Genomic DNA, 15,568 nt, shown 5'->3' with positions numbered 1-15,568 from the left:
CACTACATTTATTATTTAAAAACATCTATCCTTCAAAATAAGCCTTGCCCATTTGCTCACTTTGTTTTATTGCTTCTTCTAAGCTTTCTACGTATATTTCATTGGTATCACTATTAAAAATATATTTTTCACCTGCATATATAAGCTTACCTCGATCGTCAATTTCATATATATTATGACTTATAAAAATGGCAAACCCATTAACACCTCTATCTACAATCCCAAATTTAATATATACGTTAAGACTTTTATCTTTTTTTCTTACATTCCAAACATTTACATTTACTGCTTGAGCAAATTTATCTTTTGTAAACTTCAATTTCATATATCTATCTCCTAAAATATTCTTTTTATAATAATCTTATCTTCAACTTCCATTCTTCATTGCATTGATATAAGCTTTATGAATTGATTCACCTGTTTCCCAATATGCTTAAGTCACATCATAAATTTTAAATCAACTTTATAGAAATTTTAACATATTTCCATATAAAATGCTTATATTTTAAATACCGTATTATTCAAGTTTTCAAAGACCGAGTTTGTCTATTTCAGTTAGTACACAATTTCTTAATAATGCCTACAAATATTATTGAATGGCGAATTAAACTGTGTAAAATACATTTACACAAATTGGCTTTCTAAATGATATGGCGATTATTTTTGTTTCATCTATTTCGTTTTCCTTGACAATTCTATTCACTGTTTCGTCAGCACTCTCTGTGTTAAAACCTCCAGTGTTTCTCATGTTTTCTTCTATCATTTTTATCATGTATACTCCCTCCTTTTAATTTCGCCATATAATCAAACTCTCTATCGACTTTATTTTAAAATGATGTTTTTAATAGTGTTACTCAATATATACATCGCAGCAATAAACTTATCCCCATAATCTTTCCAAAATTTACTGCTACCACATACACTTTCTACATATTATTATTTAATTGTCAGACTTTTGAACCTCCTTTTAACATTATTGTTCATTTGTTAAGGCAATTTTTACATGAAACACAATTTCTATCGCAGCATTCCGTCTCCATTTTTATTTCTTCAACATAATAACTATATTTTTCTTTTTCATCTTTATCATAAATAATATCTTCAGACAACCTAATCAACTCATTTTCATATACTTTTCCTTCTAAATCCATAGCATTTTGTCCATTAATTTGACATACCCGCATCTCTGTTTCAATCTCATCCATGCAGCAAGTTACCTCAGTATCTTTATCTTCTATTTTTATTGATATAACAATACATCTATCTTGATTAAAATTTTCTCCCTTTGATACCACCAACTTTTCTACCATTTTAAAGCTTTCTTTTGATAACTTACACATTATTATTCCCCCTATTTTATTATCAATTAGTTTTTTATAAGCCAAGTATTATAATATTACTTGGCTTTTATTCTCGTCATTATTCTTCTATTGTCCCATATTTTTCTATCGCAATCTCTCTGTACCATTTCAAAGCATCTGTTCTTTTTAAATTATATAATCCTGCTATTGTTTTAAAATCAAAGAATTCTTCATTTTTCGGATCTAATAAATAGATTAACCTACTTCTTCTAATGTCTGCAAGAGTTAGTTCTTCTACATTTATTCCATCACAAATAATCTCGCCAGTTTTTAAAACACGTTGTAATGCTAGATGGGGATTCTCTAAATACATTTTTTCTGAGGTTCTTCCCACATTAATTGGTTTAATTAGGTAGTTTGAATCCCTATAAAAAGTTTTCTTTGTTCTCCCATCTTTAGCTGTACGGATACAATAGGTTTCTTTTAAACATTTTTTAATATCTTTAGTAATGTCTGCATCTTCTATTCTGATAATTTTATTTTCTAAGTTTAATATTGCAATTTCCCAATCATTTTTTGTTTTTGTGAATTCTATATTTTCTTCTTTAATAGATCTAATTTCCTCGTTTGTTAATCCAGACCATGCTAGTTCGAAAATAACTTTATCTCGTAGATTAACATCCATTCCACCATCTTTAATAGCTAATTGATTCTTAATACATAAAAACTGTTTATAATCAAGTGTTACGGTAGACAGTTGTTCTTTATCTATTAGCTGCATATATATTGCTTCTCCTGCCATATATTCTCTTTTTGGCAATTTTTCTTTTTTGCAAATAAAATTAGCAAATTTTCTTAATACTGTCATTCTTTTGTTCAAACTTTGTGGAGAAACAGAACCAGCTTTCTTTAAAAACAATGCTATCTGAACATCTTCCCAATCCAATAATTGCATGTCAGATTCATTTTCTGTTTCTGTTATGTCTTTTAAAATTTTACCCTTATTCCCATCTATATCGTATATTTCTAAGAAAAGTTTTGAATATTTATGAGTCAACATCTTTCTACCTCCAGTTAAAGTATTTTATTTTATTTTGTAATAAGTCTTCGGGATAATATTGTCAATTATAAAAGCTTCTTTGATAGTAGTCTTTCCACTTTGCAAATATTCTATATATAATTCATTTATGCTATCATCAGATACTTCGATTAATTCCAAATTATTTGTTATTGAAAGCTTTAAGATCAGTTCTTTGTTTCTATTCTCTGATTCTTCTAACTGCTTATTTGAGCTGTATTCTAATGCCTCATATTTTAATTTCATTTCTCTTAATTCATATTCTAAATTTTGTGTTCGATTGTCTTTGCCCTCATCTTCATCATTATCTATTATTCTTTTGTTGTCGACTACTTTTGTCTCTATTCTTGAGAATGCTTCAATTAAATTCTCTATCGCAGTATCTTCTAAGTTACTAAACTCTCCAGCAATAATTTTTTCACTAAGAGCCCTTGCTTTCATTACGTCATCCGTCTTTTGCAAAGTCTGAATTATTATATTCAGTTTTGGTTGTGGATCTAAATCGCTTATCTTAATCAAATCTTTTAGTAATTCTATTTTTTTTTCCATTTTTTATGCACCTCTCATTTATTCTATTTTATCTTATTATTGTTCTTTTGTCAATAATAATCTCAAATTTTTACAATATTGATCCTAAAGAACTATTATTTGCTGCGTCCTTTAATCTTTGCTCTCCTCCATGTACGTAAATTTGAGTTGTAGCGATATCCTCATGCCCTAATATCTTCTGTATACTTCTTATGTCAACTCCATCTTCATACATAAGAGTAGCTGCTGTATGCCTTAATATATGCACGAGCATGTCGCTTTTGCCTTCTGAATTTAACCCTGCATTTTTTATTGCATTTCTGCACAAATTCTGTACTGCACTTTTACCAATACGATTATTCCGTTCACTAATAAATAAAGCATTTGTATCAACCTCTGGTCTTTTCGTGAGATACTCTTTTAATATCTTCACTATATCCTTACTTAGATATACTGGCCTTTCTTTATCACCTTTTCCGATGACTGTTAATAGTTCACTGTTTATACATTCTACATTTAAATTGCACAATTCCTCTAGTCTTAACCCTGTACTAATAAACAGAGAAATTACCGCACGATCTCTTATTACATTTCTTCCACTTATATTGTTTAATAGTACCTTACACTGTTCTAATGTAAAATAATTAGGAAGCCTCTTTGCCTTCTTGGGAAGTTTCTTAATCCCTACTATAATATTATTTTTTATTAACTTTAAGTCTTTACAGTATTCAAAGAAACTTTTCAAAGCAGATACTTTATTCCTCCTTGAGCTATTACTATTTGTTTCTTTAAGACTACCTAAAAAATCATAAATATCTGATACTTTGATTTTTTTTATAGAGTCTCTTGTTATAGAAAATTTATTACTTTTTATATATTGCATAAATAACTTTACGCTACTATAGTATTGTTCTATTGTTCCTTCTGATTTTCCTTCAACTGAAAACAAATACTCTTTGTAGTCATCTATTAACATTACTGCTCGCCTGCTTTCTTTCTTTAATTTTCTTTCCTATATATTTATGAACTGCTATTAGCAGCATCACTATTACTTTTATTAAATAATATACTGCGTAGAATATCCATACTATTATTAAAAAAAAGAACATTATTGGATGATCTTCGATGATAATCTCCTCCTACGTTATTCCTTATTTATATTATATCTATTTTATAATTTTATATACATTATTGTTTAATTACTTGTTCGACATATTATCCTTTAGTTATATACATAGTCCTAATTGTTTACATGTATTATTTATTCTATTCGCTGGTCTGTCTATATATCTATATCCAGCTAGAAGATCATGACTATGTATTGCCTTAAATATTTTGTATATATTCTTATGCTTGCCTTGAACATGGAACCCTGAACTACCAAAGAAGTTTTGATGTAATAACTTTATAGGTCTTCCCTCATGTTCTAAATTAAGCACGTACCATGAACATTTATAACTGTGTATCCGTACATATTCCCCGATAATATCCCATGAGAAATTATACTCTCTGCATAATTTCTCCACTTCTTTTTTGTCCATTTCTTTCAATTCTCTCATTATTATCATTCCTTTCTCATTTAAATTAATTCCATCGCAGCACATCTTATCCCATATTTTTCTTCCAATATTGACGCTGTAATATTTCCTACAATATAACTCTCATTGACTGATATTACTTTAGATAATTCTAAACTTCCTATTATATTATCTACTATTCCCTCAATCTTTTCTTCTTTAACTCCACTATCTAATAAATCTAAGCACATCGTTTCACAACTGAACATATAAACTGTTAACATATCTTTAACCCTCTTCCATAGTATCTCGAACGTCTGTTCGTACGATTATTATACTACTGGAATTGGTTAAATTTCAAATTTATGTTACGACAAATTTCTTTATATTTCTTATGATGTAACATTCTTGAAATAGAACCGCCAGGTCTGTGGCAAGTGTTATATTATAAGAAATATTTTTTAACCATCATAGCACTTGAACTAAGCGCTACTTATTGTGGTCAACCAAACGTACTCAAGTTGAGCCTATATAGCATTAGGCTTAAGTAATACGCTTGAATCAACACAATAAACATCTTTCTTTATAAGTAGAAAAGATTATAAAACTACCTTGAAGTATTATTTCAGCTTCAACTACTATTTTAAAATTATACTTTTATATTGCTTTCTTTCAACCTTCTAATCTCCATAAATAATTCTCTATTTCTCTTTAATACATCATTGTACATTTTATAAAAAGCTTCTTTAAGTTCTGTATACTTCTTGACTGACTTCTCGTATTCCTCTTCAATATAATTAAATGCATCAATATATTCCATTTTAAATAAAACTATATTAGAACCAGTCAATCCTAAAACATAAAGTAGTAATAAGTCTTTGTGCAGCCTATAAGTTATAGCTTGTTCTTTTGCTCCATGATTCTTTATATATTCATAAGTATCTTCAACCATTGATATATCAAGCTTTGACAGTGGCACAAAATTGTGCAGCTGTGTTTTAATTAATAATTTTCTTATATCTCTTGTTATTCCTTTATGTTCTTTCCCTATCAATTCTGCAAGTTCATGGCTTAAAGCATAAGGCTTATTTTCTTCATCAAAATATACTTTTATGCCTAATGATTTTATTAACTGTATTTGGATGCTCTTATTAAGATTCTCAACGTTTCTCATGCTCGTGCATCTAAAAAATCTATTTTGGCTAATACTTTCTAATAATTCAATTTGCTCTTTCTCTAATTCTTTAAGTAACGGATGGCCCGTTTCTCTATATACATAATTAAAACCATCTTTGATATTATTGAATATACTTCGTCTATAACCTACAGTACCTAAATTCTCAAGATTATCTATACTGAAATAACCATCTCTCACATACTCAAAAACTGCGTCTTGTAGATTCTCCCATGAGACTATTCTCTTAACTGTTCTTTGTTCTTGAATATACAAGAAGAATAATCCAACATCTTGAACCTTTCTAGCTGCCGTTACCTCTTTTAAACCTTTATCTCTTAATACTAACTCCCATGCAGTTAATTGAGTCAAAACATTCTCCCATAGCATGGAATCATCTTTCATTAAAATTTTAGCATTCTTTCCCATTTGTTAGTTACATCCCCTTTCTTTTTTGCAGTAGCAATATTGACTACTCAAAACGATACGCAACATTATTGTTTATTTCTTGCGTATCACTTTCAATATTCAAATACTATATTCTGTATTTTTCTACATAGTCTTTATAATTCCACATTCTAGTACGTGTCATTTTGATAGGATTGAGCCTTACAGCTTTATCATTAATGTATTGTCTAAACTCCATGTCATCCCAGTCTTCAGGGAATAATTCTAAATTATTTAACATAGATATCTTTAAGATATTACATAAATTTTCTATAATCTCTTTCTGTTGCTCTTTAGTCGTAAGAATCACATCCTTTGATACATTATTTATGCTTATTAAACCAGTCTTTTATATAATGTTATATTTTTATTCTTCAACTTCAATCAATTCAGTTTCGAACATGTATAAATCTTCGTCACATTCTTCGCAGCTATAAGCATATTCATCAAGCTCTGATTTAGTAACTTCATTTCTGCATCTTGAACATATTCTTTTTTTCATTATTAATACACCTCTTTCTTCAATATGAAACTAATCTTTTATACTAATATAGATTCTAATTCATTTTTCAATTCTTTTGTCATTTCTAAACATTCTTTCATATCCTCATATAGATCTTTCATATCATATGGTGCTCCATCCCTACCATGTCCAAAATTATCTAACCATAAATAAGTTTCTTCAGAACAGTCATAACCATCACAATATGATTTAACATTCTCTATTAATTCCTCTAAATCTTTACCATACTCACTAAAACTAAAACCCTGACCTGCTGGTGAAGATTTAGAGAATGTAAATTCGTTTCTATCAACACTCACATTCCAATCTAAATTTTCTGCAATTTCCGTAACTTTATTTATAAACTTTTTCATTATTAAAACCTCTTTCTTATATTATTTTTTCTTACTGGTGAACTCAGACTTGTTGAAAATCTTAAACATGGCTCAACTCTTCAATTATTTATTTTTCTTAAAACATCTTTAACTTTAGCACCTTGACCGAAAACAATTTGCATAGCCTCAACATATTTCTTAAATTCTTTAATAGATCCCTTAAAATTTAAACTCATCTTCATTCACCTCCTAGTATTGTTTATTTGTTGTTACTAATTCTAAGCAAGATATAACGCTCTAGGACGTGTTTGTAGTATTGCCCTAGTGTTATATCCTCTAACAGTTAATAAGTCTTGTATAACCGTAATATCATTGTTTAATTGTTATCTTAAGGGAACAATAATCCCTCTTAATAATCAAGTTCAACCAATTCGCAAATTTGAGATATATGAATCATTTTATTATTGTAAAAAGTATCTGTAGAGTTTATAATACTGAAATATTCTCCATTTTCTTCAACGTTTTTTATAGTACCGCTATAAACGCTTTCACCATTGAAATATTGGATTCTCTTCCCTTGCTTTGCATATCTCTGGTTCTTAAATACAACTTTACAATGATATAAAGCTCCTCCGTCTCTTGTTAGTGAAATTATTATATCCTTTTCTATATTTTCCATTTTAAAACACATCCTTCTCAATTTTTTGTAGCCTTTAATACAAAGCTACATCCCCAATGAGGCTTAAAGAATTTAATTAAAGACGTGATTTATTTCATTTTTAAAATCTCCTTTTTATTTATATTTTACCATATACCTAATATCTTTTAAATGTCTAGTTTTATAAGATTATATTTCGATTCCGAACTCTTCACAATTATTATTATGTTCCACTACATCCTCTCTAGTCTCTGGTAAATATTCTGTATCGTCTGAATGCAGCAACCAAATACATTTATTTGCATCATATAGCTTTAAAACCTCTTTATAAGTGATTTTTTTCATACCTTTGTAATTATACATATTATTACACCATCCTTTTTATTGAAGGTTTATGCCCTCTATATAGCATTTAAAATTGACTTGACCAATTATACCTATTCAATCTTTAAATGCTATATACAAGCCATATTGCTTGTAAAATGTATTGCATATCGCCGAATACTATTAATACATTATTGTTTAATTGTATATTAATAGTATGTGACATTATTGTTTGATTATACTCTTTTCGTCCAAATATATAAATTACCAGTATTCCATTTTTCATTTCCATCGTTAGTTATTCTAAAATCAGCAGTGCAATTTTTATCTATATAGCTGCAAGCTTCTAATTTCTTAGCAATCGTATTTGCCCATGCCTCAATCTCGTAGCTTGACGTATTTTTAAATTCTTGGAATACTCTAATTGTGCCGACTTTATAAATACTATTAGTATTGTTTAACTCTTCTATTGACAAATTTAATCCTCTTAACGTCTCTGTTACTAAGTTTAATAAATTTTTCATTTTTTTTATAGCTCCTCTTCATTATTTAATTAGTACGTTACATTATTGTTTAATTATACTTTATGATATTATTTTTAACACTTCACTTTCTTGTCCCTTAGCTAACCATACAATTTTCTTTCCATCTTTAATATACATACCTGGTTTATTATCGTAAATTATTTTATACTTACAAGTAAGTAGTTCTTCTCCATATTCTGCGTATATATTTGAATTTCTTGTACCGGAACATATTCCCCATATTTTTTTCATGGTTACAACTCCCCTTATAAAATTAGATTTTTATACGATTATTCCCTCTTTAAATGCTTCCCATAATACATAGCTAACCCAATTTGAATATTTTTTAGTAAATTTGTTACTTTTGTACGTCCTGTTTTCTTTCTTATTCTTTATATAATTAATTTTAAAATCTACTCTCTTATCGCTTATACTATTCAATTCTATTTCAAAATTTAAACCTATCTCTTTTGCTTCTCCTATACTCTCCATATTTATTGTTTTTTCATCTACTTTTATATCCATTAAAGAATTAAATTTTGTTATCATTGATAAAACCTTCTTTCTTAATTTTTATTATCTTTTAAAATCATTATTTTATATAATATTATATTTAATTTTCATTTCTTGTATTTTACTTTGAATTTCCTCTTGATATGGTTTTGTATTTGAAAATTTAAATTGTTCTAATATTTTTATTTCGCTACTATTCAATCTTTTCTCGTCACCATAAATATCAGTATATTTAATATATTGTTTTATAGTAATACAGTATGCTTTTTTATTTCCTTCTTTTATTTCTGTTGTTTCTAATTCTGTAATAATATCTGGCTTTAATAATTCGAGTTTTCTATTGATTATCAGATGTTTTAAATATTCTAAATCATTTTCCATACTTTCCAAAATTTCAATATCAAAGTTATCTATTATTCTGAAATCTATCCCATTTATTTCTTTACAGTTACTATAAATGCTACCACTATTAATATTAGGATTCGCTATTTTAAAATCTGCTCCACACAATTTTATTATTGTATTGTCACCATTATTATTTTTAAATGATTTTTGTGCTAATTGATTTTTATTAAAACTTAAATTATTTAATTCCATTTTTACACCCTCCAATATTCTTATAAAATAATTGTTTTAAATTACTGCTAAAACGTGTAGGCAAACTCTTCTTTGATGATTAGATTGAATTCTTTAGCTTTGTTATATATTGGTAAAGTGTCGTCATAAGTATATTCACTCATGAATTCTTTTTTATTACTCCATCCATTATTTTTAATTTCTTTATTAAAAAAGTCTCTACTTATTGAAAATATAATCTCTTTCTTTTCATTTCCCCATGTAGTCAATTTAATATTTTTACTCATTATTAACACATCCTCTTTTAATCTTAGCAATTTAATATTGCTTTACATAGCACACTAATATTATTGTTTAATTGTTAATGTGCTAGTTAAAACATTTAAATTACAGTCTTAGCATCTTTCTATTAACCCATTAATAGAATAATAATTGTCACCGTTTATATATGAGTCTCTCCCCAGTCTTTCACTATCAATATACATTACAATATTTTCTGGAATTTCTCCCATTAAACCCTCTTCAAGAATATAGTCTCCATATTCTTCATCGTTGTTTATCTCTGTGTTGAGCCTAAAGTCATCAACGTGTTCTATAGCCTCTCTAATTGCATCCATGCCACTGCCGTAATATCCCCATTCTAAAATAGACGACACTGTTAATTTGTCGTATTCTTCAACGTTATCATAAGCTTCTGCAAGTTCGTTTAATTTTTCTATATTCTCATATTCTCCTATTTCTAAGCCTTCAATATCCGTCTCATTGGCTGTAATAAAATACTCTTCGTAGTGTGCATTAATACCTATTCTAGTTTTACATTCTTCTAGCTCTTCATTACTGCAAGGTAGTTCAAGCCATTCACCAATCAAAGAACCTTCATTGTATTTTCCTAAGTTTGTTAAATATATTTTTATCATTATTAATAACCACCTTTATAACATTATTGTTTACTTGTCAAACTAAAATTATGCATTAAAAGAATACTTTTATATTAGAGTAAGGGTTTAAAAAATTTTATTATTTCTAAATATTTAGTATTACTAAAATTATGAGCCTCACAGATATTTTTTATTATTTCTTTTGGATATAACGTTTTAAGTTCGTGTTGTCCGTTTATACTATCATATTTAATAAAATAATGTTCTTTCTCTTTATCTATAGTCATTTCAATAGTGATACTTTTATAAATCATTTTATATCACCTCACTTTTATAATGTCCGTTTATACAATTATCATATAATAACTCAATAGCCTCTTCCTCAGTTATTTTACATGTTTCATTAGTATATAACACTTTACAATTAAACACACTTAGAAACGTCTTAACCCTTTGTATCGTTGGCAATATATAAGTCTTGTATGTGTCAAAATCTCCAGTTGCTTCTTTAATTTTATGGCTTATAATATAATCATTTAAAATGTCGCTCGTATATCCTCTAGGTTTAACTATAATACCAGTACCACCTAACCCATCGACAACTAATTCAATATATTCTGATTTTCTAAACATTGGGTCTTTATATCCATCTTTTAAATAAAACACTTTTAACATTTACTGCACCTACCTTTTATATTAGTAATTAAATTACTACCTAAGAGGCTTAACCCTCTTAACGCTCTATGCTTAAAACCTCTTTATATAAAGCATTCTTCCATAATTACATCGTTAAAATGCTTTATTAAATAATTATATGTTTTCTTTTGTTCCGCTTTAATTATTCTCATATTCTCCTCGTTATCCTCCAGTGCATCTAATTTCAAATACATGCCATCTAAACCATAACTATATACGTCTAATAAATCACCCTCAGATGTAAAGATATTAACCTCGTTATAAATTGCATCCCCTTCGATTTCCATACCGTCACCGTGCCACAATGTAACCCTAATTTGAAAATTTTCTTTTCTCTTAGTCATGGCTAGAATCTGATTTTTTATCTCAATATTTGTCACTTAATACACCTACCTTTTATTAGCATTAAATCAATTTTATACATTTTTAATTAAAAATAAGGAACGAAAGTTTCATTATTACATTTTTTAAACCTTTCTCCGTAGATATTTTGACACACCATATCATCATTTTTCTTGTCATATATCCATACGAAAAATACTTCTAAAGGATAGAACCTAGCAAAATTTTTCAATGACTCAATAGTATTAGCTTCTTTTTTAATGGTATAGCCATTTCTATTAGTCATAGTTAAACTGTATTTAAATTCTTTTAACATGTTGTTACCTCTTTAATTAAAGCATTTATAATAAGTGGATTAATTACATCTATTTTTCTTTTTAATATCTGTTTACCTTCTATATATCCAAATACCTCTATGCTCTTAAACTTACTCAAGTTATTTATAAAATATTTATCATACATAGTAAAAATGTGGTTAACCTCTTTTTTATTGAAATTTCTATTATTTTTAGAGTTAAAGCACCCTATTGAATTAGTTTTATTATTCTTATAAGTTCCTTTGATTAATAAAGATTGACTCATAATTTATAACACATCCTTTTAAAGTTTTTTAGAGTATAAATAATTACTCTATAGAGAATACAATATTATTATATGTTTGTATGCTCTAACAATAATTAATTACATACCGTAATTGTCTCTTAAGAACTCACTTATAAAATATATAGTGCCACCTTCAGTTTTAAATGATGGTTGAAACAGTCCGTCTTCATCGTTTGCGTAACCAGTAACGTCCTCAGTATCTTCTATATACTCAATTTCTGATTCTAATATAGGTTGAATTTCTTCACCATAATTATATTGATATTGTAAACCGTCTCCACTATCATTAATTAAGATTGATAGAGAACTACTATTTGATAATGGTAAAGTCGCAGTATTTCCAGTTAATTTTTTATTCTTTGATAAATTTATTTTACACATGATAAAAACACATCCTTTTAAATTTTAGCTTAAAAGCTTTATGAGATATACAATATTATTGTTTAATTGTATATCCTAAAAACATTTAACAAAACATTGTTTTTATAATTCATTTACTATATTTTTAAATCTTAATTGATATTCTTTGTAAAGTTCTGTATTCTCTTTACATTCTATTTTAGATTCTTCAATCCAAACTGGAAAGCATTCATTTATTAAATATTCTACATAGTTTTTAATAGTTCCATGTTGCTCAAGTATTTGCTCCAAGTCCTCTAGTAAGTCACCTTTAAAATCATATTCCCAATCATTGCAGATATCTTTTAATATACTAGGTATAATATTTTCAATGTTTATCAAGTCTTCTTGATATCCACTAATATTACAGACTCTATCACACATAGCCTCAGTTTTGCTTAATTCTATTTGTTCTTTATCATCTCCACATATTAATAATATTTGTTCCCATATTTGTTTTTGTTCGTATTGTGTTAACTCACATACAAATTTTGTTGAATTTTTCATTATTAGCACATCCTTTATTTAATTTTAAAATCAAACTATAATTTTTATAGTCTCATTTTAGAATTATAAAAGCACATCAATTTACGATATGCTTTTATCAACTATCATTTAATATAATCATTTTTGTTCCTCCTAAAATTTTGTTTAGTTTTAAATGTAAGTATCAACTTGTGTCGTGTATCATGTGTGTGCCTCCTCATTAATCAATCGCTTAAAGTAACGTAATACAATATTTTATGCATCTATACACATCCTTAATAAATTCTAAATACTTACTATATAAATAAGTATTATTAAATTTACTAAAAACAATTATATAAAAGTGATGACAAGTAATAAATTACAATTTTAATATTGTTTTTAGTAATATCCTTATAACTCAAATATTTTATATATTATACTGTAAACAGTATTTTTAATAAGATATTATTTTGTAAGATATTTTGTTATTGTACAATATTCATCACTTTTATTATTTATTTTTTAAATCATTATTATTATTTATTTGTGACTAAAGAGTCACGATATTAATATTAAATGTTATAGGATAACATAATATTAATATTTGATTGAATTGTTTTATTTGTTCTACTTTAAACTTATTTCACGTCATGGCAAGTTGTTCGCTCTATGTTATGTGTTTAAAGTATTTGTTTATATTCAATTTATCATTGCCTAAACTCTAAACAAGTTATACGTTTTGTTACGTTGTAAAGAATATACAATGTAATATACAGAATAACGAGTGATACGTTAGTTAGACTAAAATCTGCTTTTAAGTTATATTATTGTTTATTAGTTAAGCAAGTTATTTATTTAAGTTTGTGTCGGTGACTTGCTATAAACATAGTATATAACATTATTGTTTAATTGTTAAGCCGTATATAAGGTCATATAAAGAGATTAGAGTAAAGTATATACAATATACTCGTTAATGCTAAGTATATCATAGTATATCATTATTGTTTATTTGTCATTTATTATAATAGTATTGTTTAATAGTAATAGTGTTATATTGTTATATTAGCGTGTTTAGTGTATGTTATATGTGTATTGTATAATTGTAAGGCTTATAGGGTTATGTGCGTTATAGAAGGTTATAGAAGGTTATAATGATATGATGGTAGTGTTATTATGTATAGTGTTATTATATATTATATGCTCACGTTTTTAGTGTCCAGTATAGTGTAGTAACTGTAGTTCCCTACTTAGTAGTAGTAGTAGTAGTAGTAGTAGTAGTAGTAGTAGTAGTAGTAGTAGTAGTAGTAAGCATGTTATGTAAATGTATATAATTGTAGCGTATTACTATGTATAGTTATATATAGTGCTTAATGTTAGTTGTAATGCAATGTTATATGTATAGATGTAATAACATTGGTGCATGTGTTTATGTGCGTTAGGTAAAATATTAAAGGGTATGCAAAAATGATATGATATATTTATATTATGCAATTGTTTGTATTGTTTGTGCAATTATGATAGTTGACAAAGTTATTAAGGTGTGTATATGTATTTATATACAATCAATAGTTATTATTAATAAGTATATGTTAGTAGTTAGTATTATATATTAACTAATATTAATAAACATATGATGTTGTATAATAAAATGTGTTAACGGATAACTATTGTTAGGTAGTTCTAATTGGTAAAAACAGTCTTTTATAGTCCGCTATATCGTATTATTACGATATACTATTTACATATAATATATACAGTATTTTTTTATCCTAATTTATATTCAATTAATACGATATACTAAAATAATATACTAATATTATCCATTTCTCCCAAACTTACTACTAAATATGTATTTAGTTCAATGTTTTTCTGCTATCACCTTCAAACGCAGACGCTAAAAGGCTTTAAAGCACCTCAAAATAGCATCAAAAACACACAAAATCCATAAAATAAGGCTATAGGTGGATCAAATTACAATGATTGCAGCATGGGGCGTATTAGACGTTTCAATGCCTCCAGAGACTGCTCTAAATTCGGGCCCCTGTCATATACCAGCATTCTGAGCTAAAATCGTATTTCTATTTAACACCCTTCAAACCTAGTGATACCAACGCTTACACCCACTTTTGCATAAAATAAACTAAATCCTCATATTTAACCTAATACATCCATCTACACGAACTAATAACGGACAATCATTCTATTATATCCCTCTATCTTTCATTTGCTTTCAATCTCACATTTTAGACCTATTAAAAACTCCTCTCACCGTAGCTGCGTACCGTAATTATTCCCGTACACTCCGTACCGATTCTTATCAAATCTCACTGCTTTTCATATAAAACTCATTAATTCTCCCCTACTCATATCTATTACTTACCAATACTCAGCTTATCCCAAAATCCTAAATATTCATCCAAAACACCACACCCTATTTCTTCTTTTATAAAACAGCCTACAAGCAATCTAAAATCTAAGTATACAAATACTAGACCTCTACCCTAACCATATCTCTATGACTCTACTAGGAGGGAGTATCATTACGCATAATTAAATTAGTATATAGATACAGTACCCGGGGCTATATTAACGTTCAAACTTTTTCTATATATATCCTCTATAAGTACTTCTCAAAATTAAGCAAGTCCTATTCTCTGACTTTACATGAAAAATAAATCTATGTAAAAAATATTACATGATTTTTA

At 27.3% G+C, this 15,568-nt stretch carries 27 protein-coding genes; all 27 read right to left on the bottom strand.

The genetic code is table 11. The annotated features are described in order from the left end of the window. Positions 1-25: 25 nt before the first annotated feature. Positions 26-325 carry a hypothetical protein gene (locus ACWJKP_RS08955; RefSeq protein WP_462961564.1) on the bottom strand — a complete coding sequence of 100 codons (300 nt, stop codon included), beginning with the start codon at positions 323-325 and terminating at the stop codon, positions 26-28. 279 nt (positions 326-604) lie between these two features. Further along, on the bottom strand, positions 605-772 hold the full coding sequence (locus tag ACWJKP_RS08950) for a hypothetical protein (protein ID WP_462961563.1): 168 nt from the start codon (positions 770-772) through the stop codon (positions 605-607). Between the two features lie 208 nt (positions 773-980). Beyond that, entirely contained in the window at positions 981-1,340 is a 360-nt protein-coding gene (locus ACWJKP_RS08945; RefSeq protein ID WP_462961562.1) for a hypothetical protein, read from the bottom strand. 79 nt (positions 1,341-1,419) lie between these two features. Next, complete coding sequence (locus ACWJKP_RS08940) at positions 1,420-2,361, bottom strand: hypothetical protein (protein WP_462961561.1); 942 nt, start codon at positions 2,359-2,361, stop codon at positions 1,420-1,422. 24 nt (positions 2,362-2,385) lie between these two features. Continuing rightward, the gene (locus ACWJKP_RS08935; protein WP_462961560.1) at positions 2,386-2,928 is read right to left on the bottom strand and encodes a hypothetical protein; all 543 of its coding nucleotides are present in this window, start codon (positions 2,926-2,928) and stop codon (positions 2,386-2,388) included. A 70-nt stretch (positions 2,929-2,998) separates the two neighbouring features. Further along, positions 2,999-3,883, bottom strand: a complete 885-nt coding sequence (locus ACWJKP_RS08930; protein ID WP_462961559.1) for a tyrosine-type recombinase/integrase — start codon at positions 3,881-3,883, stop codon at positions 2,999-3,001. 250 nt (positions 3,884-4,133) lie between these two features. Beyond that, positions 4,134-4,466 (bottom strand): hypothetical protein, encoded by a 333-nt coding sequence (locus ACWJKP_RS08925; RefSeq protein ID WP_462961558.1) that lies wholly within the window; start codon positions 4,464-4,466, stop codon positions 4,134-4,136. Between the two features lie 20 nt (positions 4,467-4,486). Continuing rightward, positions 4,487-4,708 carry a hypothetical protein gene (locus ACWJKP_RS08920; RefSeq protein ID WP_462961557.1) on the bottom strand — a complete coding sequence of 74 codons (222 nt, stop codon included), beginning with the start codon at positions 4,706-4,708 and terminating at the stop codon, positions 4,487-4,489. Positions 4,709-5,073: 365 nt separating this feature from the next. Continuing rightward, on the bottom strand, positions 5,074-6,027 hold the full coding sequence (locus ACWJKP_RS08915) for a Rha family transcriptional regulator (protein ID WP_462961556.1): 954 nt from the start codon (positions 6,025-6,027) through the stop codon (positions 5,074-5,076). A 106-nt stretch (positions 6,028-6,133) separates the two neighbouring features. Continuing rightward, positions 6,134-6,355 carry a hypothetical protein gene (locus tag ACWJKP_RS08910; RefSeq protein WP_462961555.1) on the bottom strand — a complete coding sequence of 74 codons (222 nt, stop codon included), beginning with the start codon at positions 6,353-6,355 and terminating at the stop codon, positions 6,134-6,136. 57 nt (positions 6,356-6,412) lie between these two features. After that, a complete protein-coding gene (locus tag ACWJKP_RS08905; RefSeq protein ID WP_462961554.1) occupies positions 6,413-6,547 on the bottom strand; it encodes a hypothetical protein in 135 nt (44 codons plus the stop codon). 38 nt (positions 6,548-6,585) lie between these two features. Beyond that, positions 6,586-6,921 (bottom strand): hypothetical protein, encoded by a 336-nt coding sequence (locus tag ACWJKP_RS08900; RefSeq protein WP_462961553.1) that lies wholly within the window; start codon positions 6,919-6,921, stop codon positions 6,586-6,588. A 370-nt stretch (positions 6,922-7,291) separates the two neighbouring features. Continuing rightward, the gene (locus ACWJKP_RS08895) at positions 7,292-7,561 is read right to left on the bottom strand and encodes a hypothetical protein (RefSeq protein ID WP_462961552.1); all 270 of its coding nucleotides are present in this window, start codon (positions 7,559-7,561) and stop codon (positions 7,292-7,294) included. A 168-nt stretch (positions 7,562-7,729) separates the two neighbouring features. Beyond that, a complete protein-coding gene (locus ACWJKP_RS08890) occupies positions 7,730-7,903 on the bottom strand; it encodes a hypothetical protein (protein WP_462961551.1) in 174 nt (57 codons plus the stop codon). 197 nt (positions 7,904-8,100) lie between these two features. Further along, positions 8,101-8,388 (bottom strand): hypothetical protein, encoded by a 288-nt coding sequence (locus ACWJKP_RS08885; RefSeq protein ID WP_462961550.1) that lies wholly within the window; start codon positions 8,386-8,388, stop codon positions 8,101-8,103. Between the two features lie 60 nt (positions 8,389-8,448). Continuing rightward, on the bottom strand, positions 8,449-8,640 hold the full coding sequence (locus tag ACWJKP_RS08880) for a hypothetical protein (protein WP_462961549.1): 192 nt from the start codon (positions 8,638-8,640) through the stop codon (positions 8,449-8,451). Between the two features lie 30 nt (positions 8,641-8,670). After that, the gene (locus ACWJKP_RS08875; RefSeq protein ID WP_462961548.1) at positions 8,671-8,937 is read right to left on the bottom strand and encodes a hypothetical protein; all 267 of its coding nucleotides are present in this window, start codon (positions 8,935-8,937) and stop codon (positions 8,671-8,673) included. 48 nt (positions 8,938-8,985) lie between these two features. Continuing rightward, positions 8,986-9,498 (bottom strand): hypothetical protein, encoded by a 513-nt coding sequence (locus ACWJKP_RS08870; protein ID WP_462961547.1) that lies wholly within the window; start codon positions 9,496-9,498, stop codon positions 8,986-8,988. A gap of 47 nt (positions 9,499-9,545) precedes the next feature. Then, a complete protein-coding gene (locus ACWJKP_RS08865; protein WP_462961546.1) occupies positions 9,546-9,764 on the bottom strand; it encodes a hypothetical protein in 219 nt (72 codons plus the stop codon). Between the two features lie 108 nt (positions 9,765-9,872). Then, complete coding sequence (locus ACWJKP_RS08860) at positions 9,873-10,394, bottom strand: antirestriction protein ArdA (protein ID WP_462961545.1); 522 nt, start codon at positions 10,392-10,394, stop codon at positions 9,873-9,875. 74 nt (positions 10,395-10,468) lie between these two features. Next, positions 10,469-10,669, bottom strand: coding sequence for a hypothetical protein (locus tag ACWJKP_RS08855; RefSeq protein ID WP_462961544.1), 201 nt, complete (start codon positions 10,667-10,669; stop codon positions 10,469-10,471). A gap of 1 nt (position 10,670) precedes the next feature. Beyond that, a complete protein-coding gene (locus tag ACWJKP_RS08850; RefSeq protein ID WP_462961543.1) occupies positions 10,671-11,030 on the bottom strand; it encodes a hypothetical protein in 360 nt (119 codons plus the stop codon). A gap of 83 nt (positions 11,031-11,113) precedes the next feature. Further along, positions 11,114-11,431 carry a hypothetical protein gene (locus ACWJKP_RS08845; protein WP_462961542.1) on the bottom strand — a complete coding sequence of 106 codons (318 nt, stop codon included), beginning with the start codon at positions 11,429-11,431 and terminating at the stop codon, positions 11,114-11,116. A 50-nt stretch (positions 11,432-11,481) separates the two neighbouring features. After that, the gene (locus ACWJKP_RS08840; RefSeq protein WP_462961541.1) at positions 11,482-11,709 is read right to left on the bottom strand and encodes a hypothetical protein; all 228 of its coding nucleotides are present in this window, start codon (positions 11,707-11,709) and stop codon (positions 11,482-11,484) included. Then, the gene (locus ACWJKP_RS08835) at positions 11,703-11,975 is read right to left on the bottom strand and encodes a hypothetical protein (RefSeq protein ID WP_462961540.1); all 273 of its coding nucleotides are present in this window, start codon (positions 11,973-11,975) and stop codon (positions 11,703-11,705) included. The genes ACWJKP_RS08840 and ACWJKP_RS08835 overlap by 7 nt, the downstream gene beginning before the upstream one ends. A gap of 99 nt (positions 11,976-12,074) precedes the next feature. Further along, entirely contained in the window at positions 12,075-12,377 is a 303-nt protein-coding gene (locus ACWJKP_RS08830) for a hypothetical protein (protein ID WP_462961539.1), read from the bottom strand. A 102-nt stretch (positions 12,378-12,479) separates the two neighbouring features. After that, entirely contained in the window at positions 12,480-12,902 is a 423-nt protein-coding gene (locus ACWJKP_RS08825; RefSeq protein ID WP_462961538.1) for a hypothetical protein, read from the bottom strand. Positions 12,903-15,568: the final 2,666 nt, after the last annotated feature.

This window comes from Clostridium sp. CM037, from assembly GCF_055081095.1.
Note: the sequence above shows the minus strand (reverse complement) of the source record. Positions and strands in the feature narration are given on the sequence as shown.

Excerpts from the sequence above, each read along its gene's own strand:
- ACWJKP_RS08955 (WP_462961564.1), bottom strand. The coding sequence starts at position 325 with ATGAAATTGAAGTTTACAAAAGATAAATTTGCTCAAGCAGTAAATGTA.
- ACWJKP_RS08950 (WP_462961563.1), bottom strand. The coding sequence starts at position 772 with ATGATAAAAATGATAGAAGAAAACATGAGAAACACTGGAGGTTTTAAC.
- ACWJKP_RS08945 (WP_462961562.1), bottom strand. The coding sequence starts at position 1,340 with ATGTGTAAGTTATCAAAAGAAAGCTTTAAAATGGTAGAAAAGTTGGTG.
- ACWJKP_RS08940 (WP_462961561.1), bottom strand. The coding sequence starts at position 2,361 with ATGTTGACTCATAAATATTCAAAACTTTTCTTAGAAATATACGATATA.
- ACWJKP_RS08935 (WP_462961560.1), bottom strand. The coding sequence starts at position 2,928 with ATGGAAAAAAAAATAGAATTACTAAAAGATTTGATTAAGATAAGCGAT.
- ACWJKP_RS08930 (WP_462961559.1), bottom strand. The coding sequence starts at position 3,883 with ATGTTAATAGATGACTACAAAGAGTATTTGTTTTCAGTTGAAGGAAAA.
- ACWJKP_RS08925 (WP_462961558.1), bottom strand. The coding sequence starts at position 4,466 with ATGAGAGAATTGAAAGAAATGGACAAAAAAGAAGTGGAGAAATTATGC.
- ACWJKP_RS08920 (WP_462961557.1), bottom strand. The coding sequence starts at position 4,708 with ATGTTAACAGTTTATATGTTCAGTTGTGAAACGATGTGCTTAGATTTA.
- ACWJKP_RS08915 (WP_462961556.1), bottom strand. The coding sequence starts at position 6,027 with ATGGGAAAGAATGCTAAAATTTTAATGAAAGATGATTCCATGCTATGG.
- ACWJKP_RS08905 (WP_462961554.1), bottom strand. The coding sequence starts at position 6,547 with ATGAAAAAAAGAATATGTTCAAGATGCAGAAATGAAGTTACTAAATCA.
- ACWJKP_RS08900 (WP_462961553.1), bottom strand. The coding sequence starts at position 6,921 with ATGAAAAAGTTTATAAATAAAGTTACGGAAATTGCAGAAAATTTAGAT.
- ACWJKP_RS08895 (WP_462961552.1), bottom strand. The coding sequence starts at position 7,561 with ATGGAAAATATAGAAAAGGATATAATAATTTCACTAACAAGAGACGGA.
- ACWJKP_RS08890 (WP_462961551.1), bottom strand. The coding sequence starts at position 7,903 with ATGTATAATTACAAAGGTATGAAAAAAATCACTTATAAAGAGGTTTTA.
- ACWJKP_RS08885 (WP_462961550.1), bottom strand. The coding sequence starts at position 8,388 with ATGAAAAATTTATTAAACTTAGTAACAGAGACGTTAAGAGGATTAAAT.
- ACWJKP_RS08880 (WP_462961549.1), bottom strand. The coding sequence starts at position 8,640 with ATGAAAAAAATATGGGGAATATGTTCCGGTACAAGAAATTCAAATATA.
- ACWJKP_RS08875 (WP_462961548.1), bottom strand. The coding sequence starts at position 8,937 with ATGATAACAAAATTTAATTCTTTAATGGATATAAAAGTAGATGAAAAA.
- ACWJKP_RS08870 (WP_462961547.1), bottom strand. The coding sequence starts at position 9,498 with ATGGAATTAAATAATTTAAGTTTTAATAAAAATCAATTAGCACAAAAA.
- ACWJKP_RS08865 (WP_462961546.1), bottom strand. The coding sequence starts at position 9,764 with ATGAGTAAAAATATTAAATTGACTACATGGGGAAATGAAAAGAAAGAG.
- ACWJKP_RS08860 (WP_462961545.1), bottom strand. The coding sequence starts at position 10,394 with ATGATAAAAATATATTTAACAAACTTAGGAAAATACAATGAAGGTTCT.
- ACWJKP_RS08855 (WP_462961544.1), bottom strand. The coding sequence starts at position 10,669 with ATGATTTATAAAAGTATCACTATTGAAATGACTATAGATAAAGAGAAA.
- ACWJKP_RS08850 (WP_462961543.1), bottom strand. The coding sequence starts at position 11,030 with ATGTTAAAAGTGTTTTATTTAAAAGATGGATATAAAGACCCAATGTTT.
- ACWJKP_RS08840 (WP_462961541.1), bottom strand. The coding sequence starts at position 11,709 with ATGTTAAAAGAATTTAAATACAGTTTAACTATGACTAATAGAAATGGC.
- ACWJKP_RS08835 (WP_462961540.1), bottom strand. The coding sequence starts at position 11,975 with ATGAGTCAATCTTTATTAATCAAAGGAACTTATAAGAATAATAAAACT.
- ACWJKP_RS08830 (WP_462961539.1), bottom strand. The coding sequence starts at position 12,377 with ATGTGTAAAATAAATTTATCAAAGAATAAAAAATTAACTGGAAATACT.
- ACWJKP_RS08825 (WP_462961538.1), bottom strand. The coding sequence starts at position 12,902 with ATGAAAAATTCAACAAAATTTGTATGTGAGTTAACACAATACGAACAA.